The 14,766-nt window shown below is 51.8% G+C and carries 13 protein-coding genes; 8 read left to right on the forward strand and 5 right to left on the reverse strand.

The annotated features are described in order from the left end of the window. Positions 1–5 precede the first annotated feature (5 nt). The 6 genes from J2I46_RS10655 to J2I46_RS10680 all read left to right on the forward strand — a co-directional run bounded on the left by J2I46_RS10655 (position 6) and on the right by J2I46_RS10680 (position 8,334). On the forward strand, positions 6–1,349 hold the full coding sequence (locus tag J2I46_RS10655) for a RagB/SusD family nutrient uptake outer membrane protein (RefSeq protein ID WP_207328978.1): 1,344 nt from the start codon (positions 6–8) through the stop codon (positions 1,347–1,349). Between the two features lie 182 nt (positions 1,350–1,531). Beyond that, positions 1,532–2,734 (forward strand): OmpA family protein, encoded by a 1,203-nt coding sequence (locus J2I46_RS10660; protein WP_207328979.1) that lies wholly within the window; start codon positions 1,532–1,534, stop codon positions 2,732–2,734. Between the two features lie 64 nt (positions 2,735–2,798). Further along, a complete protein-coding gene (locus J2I46_RS10665; protein WP_207328980.1) occupies positions 2,799–3,452 on the forward strand; it encodes an endonuclease III domain-containing protein in 654 nt (217 codons plus the stop codon). A 25-nt stretch (positions 3,453–3,477) separates the two neighbouring features. Continuing rightward, positions 3,478–4,590 (forward strand): hypothetical protein, encoded by a 1,113-nt coding sequence (locus J2I46_RS10670; protein WP_207328981.1) that lies wholly within the window; start codon positions 3,478–3,480, stop codon positions 4,588–4,590. Positions 4,591–4,683: 93 nt separating this feature from the next. Further along, complete coding sequence (locus tag J2I46_RS10675; protein WP_207328982.1) at positions 4,684–5,979, forward strand: cation:dicarboxylate symporter family transporter; 1,296 nt, start codon at positions 4,684–4,686, stop codon at positions 5,977–5,979. A gap of 87 nt (positions 5,980–6,066) precedes the next feature. Continuing rightward, on the forward strand, positions 6,067–8,334 hold the full coding sequence (locus tag J2I46_RS10680; RefSeq protein ID WP_207328983.1) for an NADP-dependent malic enzyme: 2,268 nt from the start codon (positions 6,067–6,069) through the stop codon (positions 8,332–8,334). Between the two features lie 145 nt (positions 8,335–8,479). On the opposite strand, the gene J2I46_RS10685 is transcribed toward J2I46_RS10680, so the two are convergent. The 4 genes from J2I46_RS10685 to pth all read right to left on the reverse strand — a co-directional run bounded on the left by J2I46_RS10685 (position 8,480) and on the right by pth (position 11,888). After that, entirely contained in the window at positions 8,480–9,361 is an 882-nt protein-coding gene (locus J2I46_RS10685; RefSeq protein WP_207328984.1) for an SDR family oxidoreductase, read from the reverse strand. A 108-nt stretch (positions 9,362–9,469) separates the two neighbouring features. Next, positions 9,470–10,396, reverse strand: coding sequence for a helix-turn-helix domain-containing protein (locus tag J2I46_RS10690; protein WP_207328985.1), 927 nt, complete (start codon positions 10,394–10,396; stop codon positions 9,470–9,472). Between the two features lie 244 nt (positions 10,397–10,640). Beyond that, positions 10,641–11,087, reverse strand: coding sequence for a hypothetical protein (locus J2I46_RS10695; RefSeq protein WP_207328986.1), 447 nt, complete (start codon positions 11,085–11,087; stop codon positions 10,641–10,643). Positions 11,088–11,327: 240 nt separating this feature from the next. Continuing rightward, a complete protein-coding gene (gene pth, locus J2I46_RS10700; protein WP_207328987.1) occupies positions 11,328–11,888 on the reverse strand; it encodes an aminoacyl-tRNA hydrolase in 561 nt (186 codons plus the stop codon). A gap of 108 nt (positions 11,889–11,996) precedes the next feature. Here pth and pyrR point away from each other — a divergent pair, with 108 nt between their 5' ends. Further along, positions 11,997–12,557 (forward strand): bifunctional pyr operon transcriptional regulator/uracil phosphoribosyltransferase PyrR, encoded by a 561-nt coding sequence (gene pyrR, locus J2I46_RS10705; protein WP_207328988.1) that lies wholly within the window; start codon positions 11,997–11,999, stop codon positions 12,555–12,557. Between the two features lie 64 nt (positions 12,558–12,621). Here pyrR and J2I46_RS10710 read toward each other — a convergent pair whose 3' ends face one another. After that, positions 12,622–13,056, reverse strand: a complete 435-nt coding sequence (locus tag J2I46_RS10710; protein WP_207328989.1) for an Hsp20/alpha crystallin family protein — start codon at positions 13,054–13,056, stop codon at positions 12,622–12,624. A 275-nt stretch (positions 13,057–13,331) separates the two neighbouring features. Between J2I46_RS10710 and J2I46_RS10715 the strand changes: the two genes are divergently transcribed. Further along, a complete protein-coding gene (locus J2I46_RS10715) occupies positions 13,332–14,672 on the forward strand; it encodes a tetratricopeptide repeat protein (protein WP_207328990.1) in 1,341 nt (446 codons plus the stop codon). Positions 14,673–14,766: the final 94 nt, after the last annotated feature.

Genomic DNA, 14,766 nt, shown 5'->3' on the forward strand with positions numbered 1-14,766 from the left:
ATATCATGAATACATACATAAAAAACGGATTGTTGATTGGCCTGAGCACCCTGGTGCTGACCGCCTGCAGTGATCGCCTGAACGTTCAGCCAACGCAGAGTATCGATTCTGGACAGGCATTGGCTACCGAGCAGGATGTAAACATTACGCTAACCGGCGCCTATGATGGGATCAGCGATGGAAACCTGTACGGCGGCGGTATCCAGTACACCGGCGAGTTACTGGGTGATAACCGCGACGTTGTGTTTGGAGGTACGTTCACCACGCTCGACGAGTTCTGGCGGAAAACGATTACCACAAGCAATGTCGACGTTCGGGATACATGGCTCGATGGGTACAACGCCATCAACCGGGCCAACAACGTGCTGGCGAATGTTAGTAAAGTCGGTACAGCCAACCGGAATTCGATTGAAGGACAGGCCCGATTTATTCGCGGCGCCATGTACTTCGAATTGATCAAGCTGTTTGGTAAGAGCTTCAACGATGGTACGCCGGCCTCAAATCCCGGTGTTCCGCTTGTTCTGACGCCCACCGCCAGCGTAACAGATGCCGATTACCGCACGCGCAATACCGTGGCTGAAGTGTATACGCAGGTGCTCGATGATCTGACCAAGGCGGAGCAACTGTTGCCAGCTACGCAGGCCAATGGAACCGGTTTTGCTACCAAAGGTGCCGCACAGGCCATGCTGGCCCGGGTTTACCTGCAACAGCAAAACTATTCGTCGGCCCGCGATGCGGCCAACCGGGTAATTGCGTCAGGTACGTTCTCGCTGGCTACTACGTTTGCGGCGGCCTTCACAGATGCCTCGCCCGAAACGATTTTTAAAATCGTGGTGACTGATCAGGATGGCAGCAATGGCCTGAACACCTATTATGGCTCTACCCGCGTTTCGGGCCGGGGCGATATTCGGGTGCAGACCAAATTCCGGCAGCTATACGACGCGGCCGACCCACGTGGACAATTCTTCACGACGGTCAACAATAACGTGTTTACCAACAAGTTCAACGATCGCTTTGGCGACGTACCTGTCATTCGCCTCGCCGAAATGTATCTGGTAAGGGCCGAAACGAACAGCCGCCTGAGCAGCAGCGTTGGTGCATCACCGTTGGCCGATGTAAATGCGGTACGTGCCCGGGCAGGCGCGCCGTTGCTTACGTCGGTAACACTGGCTACGATTCTGCTGGAACGCCGTCTGGAGCTAGCCTTCGAAGGCCAACAGATCGCCGACGTGAAGCGCATAGCCGGCACCGTTGGCACAACGCCTTATTCTGCCAATAACCTCGTGCTGCCTATTCCGCAGCGCGAAATTGATACGAACAAAAACCTGGTGCAGAACCCCGGTTATTAACTATTGATCAGTATGTGTAAAAAGCGGGCTGCGTTTGTGGCCCGTTTTTTTTTTGCGCGTTTCTGTTGACCAACAGTGCCGACCGTTCGTGTAAAAACAGGCCGTTCGCAGACATTAAACCTAAACTAGTAAGGCAACTCTAACGTTTTGACTACGGTATTCACGTAGGCTTCCAAAACACTATGTTGACGCGTTTTTTTGTCATTATCGGCGTTTGTGCCTCGTTTGTTGCACAGGCTCAGGCAATTGAATATTCTACTCCCCAACCGCGCATCGATGATGTGAATGATCGGGATGTGGTGATCAGCCGCGTTGATCTGACGGCTCAGTATACAATTATTTCGATGCGGTTTCGGGGAAGGGCCCGGGAGGGGAGCGAAATTCAATTTGTTCCTACGGCCCGGCTATATGCCAACGATGGGGCGCGTTCCTTCAAATTTATACGGGCAGAAAACATCCCGGTCGGCGAGCGAAAACGTAGTGTGGTTCAGGGCGAAGAGGTGAGTTTTGTGGCCTATTTTGAACGGTTAGACCCTGGTATACAGACGTTTGATTTGTTTGAATGTTCAGACAGGAACCGGAGCGGCATCGTTTGCTTCAACTTCTGGGGCGTACATGTTACTAACCCGCTGAAGCGGCAGCAACGCACCCCGGCTCCGCAGACGCCAGCGCCGGCCCCGCGGCAGTTTCCGCGCACAACGCCCCCGCCAGCCAAGCCGCTTCCCAAACCAGCGCCAGAGACAGCACCCCCTGTGCCAGCGCCCACGCTGGCCATAAAAGGCCTTGTTCGTGACGCCAAAACGGGTAAGCCGGTTGTAGCTACGTTAACATACCGTTTACTATCGGGCGCTGAATCGTATGGCAATGCGGCCCCAGACTCAATTCGGTCTGCACCGCAGGATGGCGCTTATCAGATTCCGGGCGATGCGCTGACGGTTTGGGATGTGGCTGTATCGGCCAAAGGCTATTTTGGGCAGCGCGATACCATCAGCATCAACCTGACAGAGAAAACGGCCAATTTCGACCTGGTGCCGATTGTGGCCGGAGCGAAGATCACACTCAACAATATCTACTTCGCCCAGTCGAAATACGAACTACAGGCCGAGTCGTTCCCTGAACTGGATCAGCTCGCGACCGTGATGCGCCAGAACCCGACGATGACCATCAGGCTGGAAGGACATACGGACATTATCGGCGATTTTGACAAAAATCTGGAATTGTCGCGAAACCGGGTACAATCGGTGAAGCAGTACCTGACTAGTAAGGGTATAAACGCGACTCGTGTAGAAGCCGTTGGGTACGGTCATTCACGCCCTATCAACAGCACGCCCGGCAAGCCCCATCCGGAAAACCGAAGGGTGGAACTGGTGATAACCAAAGCGTGAGTTGGCTGTTTACAGTGTACCCGCTCCGCCAGAGCGGGTACACTGTAAACAGCCAACTCATTTTATGTTTCCTCTCGATACGGTATTGGCCGCCATTGAACCCGCTATTGCTGCTTACCCGAAAGCGGCCATGTTTGATCTGTTCGAGCGAGGATACAATAGCCTGTTCGAGCAACTGATCTCGTGCATCATCTCGATCCGAACACTCGACGAAACGACCATTCCGGTGTCGCTGAGGCTGTTCGAGGTGGCAAGAACTCCCGCTGAAGTTGCCGCGCTATCGCCCGACGAACTGATTCCGCTTCTGTACGGAACAAGCTATCCCGATCAGAAAGCGTACACCATTATCGGTATTGCGCAACGCATCATAACGGAGTTTGCAGGTACGTTACCCGCGGATTATGACGTGCTGACTTCCCTGAAAGGAGTCGGCCCCAAATGTGCGAATCTGGCACTGGGCGTGGCAACCGGACAGTCGGCCATCAGCGTGGATATTCACGTTCACCGTGTCACCAACCGTTGGGGCTACGTACACACGAAGACGCCCGAGAAAACACTGGCTGCGTTGGAAAAGCAGGTGCCGGTGGAGCAATGGATCAATATCAACCGGTTGTTGATGCCCTTTGGTAAGCATATCTGCACAGGTACGTTGCCGCATTGCTCAACCTGCCCGGTGCTGGCCTATTGCGCGCAGGTAGGCGTAGAGCGGCATCGGTAAGGGTAACGGCCGTACCTTTATACCAATGAATAAGCAGCCCCATCAACAGGTCGTCAGGATTGCCACTGATGCCAAGGCGACACCGCTTTCAAAGAATCAGAAGACCTTTAACCAGTTAACAGCCCGAGTTGCCGAGCAGGAAACGCTGCTGACCGAGTTAACCGTTGCGATTGACCGGGGACGGCTGAAAATCCAGGCTGAACTAGCTCCCTTGTACACACAGTTCGATCAGTTGCGTGCGGAGTTGGTCCGGCTGTTTGATCGCATGAACACGCGCCACGACTACACAAGGGCAGAGCAGAAAAAGCTACGGAACCTCATTACGGATATCACGACCGAACTGATCCAGAAGGGATACGACGATTTGGTTGAGATTCATGATCGCTACAATGAAGACGGTTATGAGGCTGCCGTGGCCGAATCAGACGAGCAGCGAGCCTTGTCGTTGAAGCGAATGGCTGAACTAATGTACGGTATCGAGTTCGACCCTTCTGTTGACGTGAGCGATCCTGATGCCGTTCGTGCCTACATACACGAGCAGTTACAGCAACGTACCCAGGCCGACCAGCAACGGCAGCAGGAGGCGGCAGCGCGTGAGGCCAGCAGACCAAAATCGGAAAAGCAACAAGCCCGTGAAGCGAAAAAACAGGCTGAGGTGCAGAATACGACCAAGGCGGTGCGTGCGCTGTACATGGATCTGGTGAAAGCGTTTCACCCGGACAGGGAGCCGGACGAGGACGAAAAAATCCGGAAGACGACCATTATGCAGCGCGTAACCGAAGCCTACGAGAAAAGTGATTTACTCGGTCTGTTCCGGCTGCAACTCGAATTTGAACGAATAGATCAGGCCCACCTGGAAAAGCTGGCCGACAACCAGTTGCTTTATTATAATAGGATCCTTAAGCAACAGGCTGATGAACTGGATGGCAAACTGGCTCAGCGTCAGGAGGAATTGAGCAATATGACCGGGGGGCGGGTGGCCACTGTCGGCAATGCGAAGGGTCTCGATTTTGCGATCAATGCGGATATAAAGTCGATGAAACAGGCCGTGAAAGCGTTGAAATTCGAGTTGAGTATGCTGACGGATTCGGCACAACTGAGGGCCTGGCTGAAAAGCTATCATCTCGACCGGGGATGATAATCCGCGATCTGGCTTTGGTACCCGTTTTTGAGTGATATATTAGCCACTACCTTTCTTGCCAACACGACTCATCAGTAAGCCCCTGTTAACTTGAAAAAACTGGTTACGAACCTCACCTTCTGGGTACTCACCGCCATCACGTTAGGCGTGTTGGTTGGTCATTTCAGGCCCGACATTGCGCTGCTGCCTGTGCTCGGCGCGCCTTTTAAAGGTCGTTTTATGGGTCAGGAATTGACCATTGGTGCTACGTTCAGTGAATTTCTGAGCGGCATCTTCATCAGTGCTGTCAAACTGTTTATCAGCCCGATCATCTTTCTGACCATCACGCTCGGTATTGTCAGCATGGGGGATTTGAAAAAAGTAGGCAAAGTAGGAGCGAAGTCGCTGCTTTATTTCGAGGTAGTGACCACAGTGGCCCTGCTGATCGGGGTAGTCGTGGCCAACGTTATCCGGCCGGGCGACGGGGTGGTGACTACGGCTCTGGGTGGCGGCGATATTTCTAAATACACGAAAAGCGCACAGGCTTTCAGTTGGTGGAAATTCTTCCTCGATAACGTAACGCTTCAGGTGCTGCTGGCCGCCATTATCACGGGCATGCTCCTGAGTCGGTACGAAGGGCGGGAACGCATTGTGGCGATGATGAACCGATTGTCGAAAATCATTTTTTCGGGCCTGCATAAGGTTATGCTGCTGGCTCCAATCGGCGCATTTGGTGGTATGGCCTATACCATTGGAAAATATGGGCTGGGTACGTTGGTGCCGCTGGCTAAACTGATGATGACCGTATACACTACGATGGCCCTGTTCATTTTCGGTGTCTTGGGCGCTATCCTGTACACCTGCCGCGTACCGATTTTAGGTTTTCTACGCTACATCCGCGAAGAACTGCTGATTGTGCTGGGTACGTCCTCTTCCGAAGCGGGGCTGCCGTCGTTGATGGAAAAGCTGGAACGGATGGGCTGTGCCAAGTCGGTGGTGGGGCTGGTGGTGCCCGCAGGCTATTCGTTCAACCTCGACGGCACCACAATTTATCTGTCGATGGCCACCATCTTTCTGGCGCAGGTCTTCAACGTACACCTCAACGGAAGCCAACTGCTAACCATAATCGGCATTCTGATGGTTACCTCTAAAGGAGCAGCAGGGGTTACCGGCAGCGGATTTGTGGTGCTGGCCAGTACATTAACGGCTATCAACGTAATTCCGGTAGAAGGGCTGGCGCTGCTACTGGGTGTCGATCGATTCATGTCGGAGGCACGAAGCATTACCAATTTCATTGGTAATGGTGTGGCCACAATCTGGCTGGCCAACAATGAGAACGCATTTGACCGCGAACAGATGGTGCGCGCTTTCGGTAAGCTGGATCAGGCGGAAAAAATCAAGTTTTGAGGTAGGATCGGTGTAATTTTACAGTTGATTAGCGTCAACACAGAGGGGGCCGAGAGATCGGCCCCCTCTGTGTTGCCATAAAAAAATATGAGCACGTCATCACAAAAGCTCCGCGAAGACGCCCTGCATTACCATGCCAAGGGCCGCCCCGGAAAGATTGAAATCACCCCCACCAAAGAAACCGAGAATCAGCGCGACCTGTCGCTGGCCTATTCGCCGGGTGTAGCCGAGCCATGTCTGGCCATCGCCGATAACCCCGAGCGAGCCTACGATTACACGGCCAAGGGCAACCTGGTGGCCGTGATCTCAAACGGAACGGCCGTGCTTGGCTTAGGTAACATCGGTGCTGTGGCGTCTAAACCCGTCATGGAGGGGAAAAGCCTGTTATTCAAGATATACGCCGATATTGATGCTTTCGATATTGAGCTTGATACCACCAATGTTGACGAGTTCATACGTACCGTCAAGATTCTGGAGCCAACCTTCGGCGGGGTAAACCTGGAAGATATCAAAGCGCCCGAGTGCTTCGAAATTGAGCGGCGGCTGCGGCAGGAATTGAACATCCCTGTTATGCACGATGATCAGCACGGAACGGCAATTACGTCTGGGGCCGCCCTTCTGAATGCCCTTGAACTGGCCGGGAAAAACATCGCAGATATCAATCTGGTCGTTAACGGAGCGGGGGCAGCTGCCGTTGCCTGCCTTGATCTGTATGTGCATCTGGGTGTGTCGCCCGATCATATCACCGTTTTCGATAAAGATGGTTTGCTGACGAAAGACCGGACCAATCTGGTTGGTAATCAGTATAAATACACCACCGACCGCCATCCCGCCGGGTACGTTCTGGCCGACGCTATGGTTGGAGCCGACGTCTTTCTGGGTTTGTCGGTTGGCGGCGTTGTTACGCAGGACATGGTAAAAAGCATGGCCGCTGATCCGATCGTTTTCGCCATGGCCAACCCGAATCCGGAGATCACCTATGAAGATGCCACGGCGGTTCGTCCCGATATTATCATGGCAACGGGCCGGTCCGATTTTCCGAATCAGGTGAATAACGTGCTTGGCTTCCCTTATATCTTCCGGGGAGCGCTCGATGTACGGGCCACCGAGATCAACGAAGAAATGAAACTGGCGGCGGTTCGGGCGCTGGCTCAACTAGCCAGACGGCCTGTGCCAGAGGCTGTTAGTCGAAGCTACGGCATCAATGGACTGGTATTCGGGCGTACCTATATTTTGCCGAAACCCTCTGATCCACGCTTGCTGACGATGGTTGCCCCCGCTGTTGCCAAAGCAGCTATGGACTCGGGTGTGGCCCGTACCGCCATTCGCGACTGGGCTGAATATGACCTGCGCCTGTCGCAGCGGCAGGGGCAGGATAACTCGTTCATTCGTAACCTGGTCCGGCTGGCCCAGCAATCGCCGAAACGGGTGGTGTTTACTGATGGCGAAAACCTGTCGGTATTACGGGCAGTAGCCGAGGTTCGTGACCAGAAAATGGCCGTGCCTATTCTGCTTGGTAACCCCGATATCATTCATGCCACGCTCAAAGAGCATAGTCTCGATCTGGGCGATACACGCATCATTGACCACCGCGCTCCCCGGCAGGACCGTATGCGGGAATCGTTTGCGCAGGTGTTGTATGAGAAACGCAAGCGGAAAGGTATGACCCTGAGCGAAGCGCAAAACCTGATGCGTGACCGAAATTACTTTGGCTCGGTGTTGCTCGAAACCGGCGAGGCCGACGTGCTTATTTCTGGCCTAACCCGGAACTACCCACAAACGCTTCGGCCTGCCCTGCAGGTTATTGGCCGACAAACGGGTATTCGTAAGGTGTCGGGTATGTACGTGCTGATGTCGCGGTTTGGCCCTATTTTCCTGGCTGATACCACGGTAAACATGAACCCTAATACGGCCGAGATCGTGGAAATAGCCGAAACAACGGCCTACGCCGTTCGGCGGCTAGGTATCGAGCCGCGCATTGCCCTGCTGTCGTACTCAACTTTTGGCAGTGCCACCGGTGAAGATGCCGAAAAGATGCAGCAGGCAACGGCCATGTTACAGGCCCGCCACCCCGACTGGATTGTCGATGGCGAAATGCAGGCTCACCTGCCCTTCAACCAGGAGTTGATGCGCGAATCGTACAGTTTCTCCCCCCTGGCCGATCAACCCGCAAACGTGCTGATTTTCCCGAGCCTGGCAGCGTCGAATATCGCCTATAATTTGCTGAAAGAAATCGGCCGTATCGAAAAGATCGGACCAGTGCTGATGGGCCTGCGTAAACCTGTTCACGTTCTGCAGCTGGGTAGTTCGGTGCGTGAGATCGTCAACATGGTAGCTATCGCCGTTGCCGATTAGGTACGTTGCAACCATTGCCTTGCACCGTGTTGGCTTCGCTCTATGGCTGCACGCGAAGCCATAGAGCGAAGCCAACACGGCGCAAACAATTCCCTATTTATCAGCTATACAATCTAGGACAGTGCGTTCGCCTGCCGCAAGCTGCTCATTGATTAAAATAGTGGCCCATTGCCAGATCAGCCAAAAGCGATGGATGACTGGGGTGCCAGTATAACTGCTGTTGTGTAAGCACACTGGTAGCCGAAGCATCCATCCCGGCGAATCGTGCCATCCAGCCAAAGTGGGCTGTGGCTTCTTTGGGTGATAGCGAAATGACAGGTACATTCAGATGCTGACCGATGATAGTAGCTATGTCGCGCATAGACACGCCCTCGTCAGCAACGCCATGATAGCTGGTACCAATCGTTCCCTTTTCCAGCGCTAGTCGAAACAGCCGGGCTGCATCGAGCCGATGCACGGCGGACCAACGATTTAATCCGTCGCCAATGTACGCTGCCACGCCTTTCTGACGGGCGATCTCAATCAGAGTAGGCACAAAGCCGTAGTCGCCCCTGTCATGTACTGATGGCGACAGGCGTACTACTGATGCGTGAACGCCCTGTGCTGCCAGTGCCAGTGCCATTTGTTCCGACATGCGGAGCGAGGTGGCAGGTACGTCGTTTTCGGTGGCGGGGCGTCCCAATGTAAAGCCTGCAAGCCCGGCCGTTATAACGAGGGGGCGATCTGAACCGGCAAGTGCGCTGCCAAGTGCCTCAATGGCAAGGCGGTCAGCCTCACCCGCTGCAGCGTAGGCAGAAAAATCATGTATGAAAGCCAGGTGAATAATACCATCTGATAATGTTGCTCCGCGGGCCAGACTGGGAAGGTCGTTGAGTGAACCCATGTGGGCTTTGGCGCCAGCAGCGATAAGTTGTTGGGCGCCTGTTTCTGAACGGGCAAGACCGAGGACTTCGTGGCCTGCACCGAGTAATTCCTGAACGACGGCTGAACCGATAAAGCCCGTAGCGCCGGTTACGAAAACACGCATGATTGGTTGATTTAGTTTGATAGTTGATTAGGCTGCAAAGTTCTGCCCGACGAATGATGTCGGCTTTGCGTGTCTCAAACCATCTACTGAATAATTCAAACAATAACGTTACATCCGGAGGGAACCTGGCACCAGCCCGGTCTGCCGTTTGAAGAAATTACAGAAGTGCGCTACGTCAGCAAAACCCAGACTCCCCGCAATTTCAGAGACGCTCCAGTTAGTTTGCTTAAGCAGGATTTTGGCTTCCTGGGTTACCCGGCTACCAATAAGTTTAGTGGTTGTGTGGCCCGTTGTTTCCTTGAGTACCCGGTTCAGGTGGTTGACATGCACAGCCAATTGGTCAGCATAGTCTTTGGCCGTTCGGAATCGTAGTTGTTGCTGCGGACTGTCGAGGGGAAACTGACGTTCCAGCAGGTCGGCAAACTGTGCAGCCAACCGGGTTGATGCGTTATGACCGGGAGTCAGCGCCGAGGCCGGCTGCATCTTTTGCCCAAGGTAAATCAATTCCAGTAGGTAGGCCCGAAGCAGGTCATATTTATACGGAAAAGTAGACGCGATTTCCTGTGTCATTTTCAGGAAAAGGGCCTCAATTGCTGTGTATTCTTCATTCGTTACCGACCATATCGGACAGTTGCCTGGCTGAAAAATCGGTAGTTCTTCCAACGCCAGGCCCCCTTTGGCGGGTAATAAGAACTCGTCGGTGAAAATGCAGAAATAGCCAATCTGGGTTGAGTTGTGTGGTAGCCAACGATAGGGAACCCGCGAAGTGGCGAACCACAAAGCACACTGATCAATGTCAATCTCCTGATCGGCATATTCGACCCGACTTCGGCCGCGAATCAGGCTGATTTTGTAGAAGGCCCGCCGGTCAAAACTCATTGGCGGTTTGTCGCGGTTGCCACGCATCAGATCCTCTACATTGAAGACGTTGAAATGCCCGACCTCTCGTTGCAGATCTGGCTGTAGCAACGTACCTGGAACGTCATCAGCAACAGGTGTTACCTTACTGTACAGTTCTTCGATCGATTTGCTCATGGCAGCCAGTTGTAAAAAACAAAGATAAGTGTCCTTCGCCTTACCCGTTCACCTACTAACTGCTACGATGAATGGCAGCGAAGGACCAATACGGTTGGTGCGCTGGAAAGGACAAAAAGAAAGGGCCGGATCATTGACCCGGCCCTTTACTGACTATTCCTAAACCCTTAACCTTTTCTACTTGAAAAACTAACTTAAACTCGTTCTTGTTCCAAGAACCCAACTAATTTGGTAGAATTTATAACTACTCATTGTCAGGCAATTGCGGTACTTCCTGGCTTACTACCCAGAAGTAAGATATCATTCGGACGGTGTTGTTTACCTGGTTTAACCACAGGCTGGCAGCGCCGTCTTTTTGCTTAGCCAACTGCTTCGTCACTACAGACGAAGCTTGCTTAAAACTGTCACGTTCAGCGGCTGACAAATTCAGCACGGAAACGGGATTCTCGTTGTACTTCGTCACAACATTCATGCAGGTCTGCCATTCGGGCTGACGAGTAAGATGATTCATTTTTTGATCAGCATACAGGCTGAACATTTTTTCTGAACCATTAATGAGCATTGTTCCCGCTGGCTTATTGGCAGCCGGGCTATCATCGATTGTGGTGGTAGCTACGCCAATGGCCGCGTTTGATGTTGCCGTGAGACTTAATCCAAGAATCAACGATGCAAAGATAACACGCGTTTTCATTGTTTTATTCTATTTTGTGTTCAGTGATAGAACACAGGCAGGCCACAGGAAGTTTATATAGTTCAGGTAGTTACTAAGGCTGCTTCGGAATATTATTCTGAATTAATCGATGGTTATCGCCCAAAAATCCAAATTTAGTCCTTATAGCTCGAGAAAAACAAAATAGTATTTGGTGTTGTTTTGGGCTCACCTCTATTTTGTCACTCTTGATATAATTCAAATATTCTTCAAAAAGTTATATCATTGGTTGTAATTATTCATGGTGTGTTGTATGCCCATAGTACAAAAACTGAGGGCGGCGTCGCCGGCCCGGTCCAGAAAGTCCGGTAATTGAATCAGTTCATCTTCCGGAAACTGCCCCAACACAAAGTCTACTTGCCGACCCCGCGAGAAATCATTGCCAATGCCGATGCGTAATCGGGCGTATTCCTGCGTACCCAGCAGCTCGTCAATACTACGTAAACCGTTATGCCCGCCGGGTGATCCTTTGGGTTTCAGCCGCAATTTGCCAAAGGCAATGTCTTTGTCGTCGGTGAGGATCAGTATGTTTTCAACCGGGATACGTTCCTGCTTCATGTAGTAGGATACGGCTTTACCACTCAGGTTCATAAACGTGGTTGGCTTGATGAACACAAACTGCTTGCCTTTATATGACCAGGTTGCCGTGTATGCCAGCCTATTCATCGTAAACGAAAAACCGTGTTGCGCTGCCAGCCGGTCAAGTACCATAAAGCCGGCATTGTGCCGCGTCATCGCGTATTCAGGACCGATATTGCCAAGGCCCACAATCAGAAATTTCATTGCTTCAGAATAAATTTGGGTACTGCAAAGGAGTATTTTGCTAACACAAAGGTCATAAAATTGACTGCTGAAAGCCAGAAACTACTCCTGGAAACCTACTTTTAAGGCATGAATCAAAAACGCCTCGTGTTGTCTAGCCCGCTGCTGGAGATCGTCATAAGCCGCCTCAGCCAGGAGTTGATAGAAAACCACAACGACTTTGCTAACTCGGTAGTACTGGGTCTGCAGCCCCGCGGCATTTACTTTGCCGAACGGGTAGTTCGCGAACTGAACCGGACGTTGGCGGGTACCAATCCGGGAGTGACCGTGCCATTGGGCTACCTGGACGCTACGTTCTACCGCGATGATTTTCGCCGTCGCGATTCACCACTTCGCCCAAATACGACCAACGTTCCATTTTTGCTTGAGAATAAACGCGTCATTCTGATTGACGACGTAATGGCCACAGGTCGGATGGTTCGCGCCGCTATGGATGCTATGACCGCCTTCGGGCGCCCCCGTAAAGTGGAACTGCTGGTGCTTATCGACCGGCTATATAACCGGGATCTTCCGATTACGCCCGATTACGTCGGGCAACGCGTGCATACACTCGATACGCAACGCGTGCTGGTCGAATGGACTGAACAGGGAGCCGAGCAGGATCGAATCTGGCTGGTTGATCCGGAATAAACAACGAAAGCGGCAACCTCATCTGAGGTTGCCGCTTTCGTTTATAAGAACGAGTAGCCTGGAGTTAGGCAATCTCGATTTGTTTCACTTCTGGTTTTGGTTCTTCCATTTTAGGAAGCTCAACGGTCAGGATGCCATCTGTGTAGGTAGCTTTAATAGCCTCTACGTTCACCGTTTTAGGTAACCTGAAGCTGCGCTCAAATGACTGGAAGTTGAACTCGTGACGTACATAAGCGTCTTTCGTTTCTTCTGCCTTCTCTTCATTCTTGAACGTTAACGTCAGCACTTGCTGATTAACCGACAGGCTGAAATTTTCTTTCTTAGCGCCGGGTGCCGCTACATCGATAAGGTAAGCGTTTTCAGTGTCTTTAACATTTACTGCAGGGGTCGAAACAGTTGGTTTCGCATACCGGGTGATGTAAGGACGTGTCGCATATGAAGGACCAAAAAAAGTGTCGAACAAAGTCGGCATTGAGTTTACGCGTGCTAAGGTATTCATCGTTGTTTCGTGTTTAACTGCGTTTACAAGCAGGATACACACTCATAGTCAAATCTGATACCAGTCAGTGAAATCAGACTATTTGTCGGTAAATGGATCATTTTACCTGTTTTTGCTGACAAATAGTCTGGTTTTGTTCTCCATATCAACATATCTGTCGGAAATAAAGACAGCTTATATGCTTGCGCATAAACTTAATTTGTTGCGCCAAGGCACATACCGTAATTTTAAGCTCCGTTAGCTAACTAAATCTGCGTAACTTAAACTATCTATTTGTGATACGTCGTACTCTACCTGTCTTAGCGCTGCTACTAAGTTTAGTTGTTGGCACACCGCTCCTGGCCCAGCAAACTGCCGTTGATTATTTCGAAAGTGGCGTAACCAAAAGCCGCTCCGGTGATTTTACAGGTGCATTACAGGCGTTCAGTATGGCGATCACCATGAACCCTGATAACGCCGCCAGCTATTACAACCGGGGGCTAGCCAAAGCCAATCTGAAAGATCACCGGGGCGCTATTCTGGATTATGACCGCGCTATCGAACTGAACCCGAAAGATGCGTTGGCCTACCTGAATCGCGGTGTCAGTAAAAGCAAACAGGATGACCACCGCTCGGCTTTGCTTGATTTTGGCAGGGCTATTGAACTAAGTCCGGAAGATGCACAGGCATATTATAACCGGGGAGCAAGTCGTAGTAAGCTCGAACAGTATAGGGGTGCGCTTCAGGATTTTAACCGCACGCTCGAACTTGAACCCAACAACCAGGCGGCTTTGTACTCACGGGGTATCACGAAGCAGAAACTGGAGGAATATTCGGGTAGCCTGGCCGATTTCACAAAACTGATCGAACTAAGCCCGAAGAAATCTCAACCCTACGCAGCAAGAGGGGCTTCCCGAATTGAACTGAATGATTTCAACGGAGCCATAACTGACCTGAATAAAGCTATTGAGATTACTCCAGACGATGCTGAATCGTTTCTGAATCGGGGGTTTGCCAAGGGGAAACTGGAAGACTTCAAAGGCGCTAACATTGATTACGACAAGGCGATTTCGCTCAACGCAACAAACTATAAAGGCTACTACGGACGTGGTTTCTGTCGCAGCAAGCTGGGCGACCAGAAAGGTGCCGTGCAGGATTTCAACCAGGCCATTGAACTGAACAACACAAACACTGAATCGAAAACGCTGTTCAGTGGGCGTATCAGCCGCGCTACACTCGGAAGTTTGCTTAATGTAGTGCAGGAGCGAAATAAGCTCAACGAACTGTCGGCTGAACGATCAGAAGCGTATTTCAGCCGGGGAATCAGTAAGAATAAACAGGGCGATTCTAAAGCGGCCATTATTGACCTTAACAAAGCCATTGAACTGAACCCGACCTATGCTGAAGCTTACTTCAGCCGGGGCTTGATCAAATCGGCTCAGAATGATCAGCGGGGCGCCATCCTCGATTGCAATAGTGCTATCAAGCTCAACCCGCGATACGCCGAAGCTTTCTACGTTCGGGGAATTATCCGGCATGGCCTGGGCGACGAAAACGGCGGCTGTCTCGATCTGTCGAAATCAGGTGAACTGGGTTACACGCCTGCCTATAAGGTGATCAGCGATTATTGTAATTAGAGCAAGAAGCAAGAAAGGGAGAACGGAGGAAAGGGAGAACGCAGGAAAGGTATTGTGTTAACGCGTTAGCCACTACGCCGGCGCCAGCACTGCC

The sequence above is a fragment of the Fibrella forsythiae genome, assembly GCF_017353175.1.
Lineage (GTDB): Bacteria > Bacteroidota > Bacteroidia > Cytophagales > Spirosomataceae > Fibrella > Fibrella forsythiae.

Coding starts and splice junctions, on each gene's coding strand:
- J2I46_RS10660 (WP_207328979.1), top strand. CDS start 1,532: ATGTTGACGCGTTTTTTTGTCATTATCGGCGTTTGTGCCTCGTTTGTT.
- J2I46_RS10680 (WP_207328983.1), top strand. CDS start 6,067: ATGAGCACGTCATCACAAAAGCTCCGCGAAGACGCCCTGCATTACCAT.
- J2I46_RS10690 (WP_207328985.1), bottom strand. CDS start 10,396: ATGAGCAAATCGATCGAAGAACTGTACAGTAAGGTAACACCTGTTGCT.
- J2I46_RS10655 (WP_207328978.1), top strand. CDS start 6: ATGAATACATACATAAAAAACGGATTGTTGATTGGCCTGAGCACCCTG.
- J2I46_RS10710 (WP_207328989.1), bottom strand. CDS start 13,056: ATGAATACCTTAGCACGCGTAAACTCAATGCCGACTTTGTTCGACACT.
- J2I46_RS10685 (WP_207328984.1), bottom strand. CDS start 9,361: ATGCGTGTTTTCGTAACCGGCGCTACGGGCTTTATCGGTTCAGCCGTC.
- J2I46_RS10665 (WP_207328980.1), top strand. CDS start 2,799: ATGTTTCCTCTCGATACGGTATTGGCCGCCATTGAACCCGCTATTGCT.
- J2I46_RS10670 (WP_207328981.1), top strand. CDS start 3,478: ATGAATAAGCAGCCCCATCAACAGGTCGTCAGGATTGCCACTGATGCC.
- pyrR (WP_207328988.1), top strand. CDS start 11,997: ATGAATCAAAAACGCCTCGTGTTGTCTAGCCCGCTGCTGGAGATCGTC.
- J2I46_RS10695 (WP_207328986.1), bottom strand. CDS start 11,087: ATGAAAACGCGTGTTATCTTTGCATCGTTGATTCTTGGATTAAGTCTC.
- pth (WP_207328987.1), bottom strand. CDS start 11,888: ATGAAATTTCTGATTGTGGGCCTTGGCAATATCGGTCCTGAATACGCG.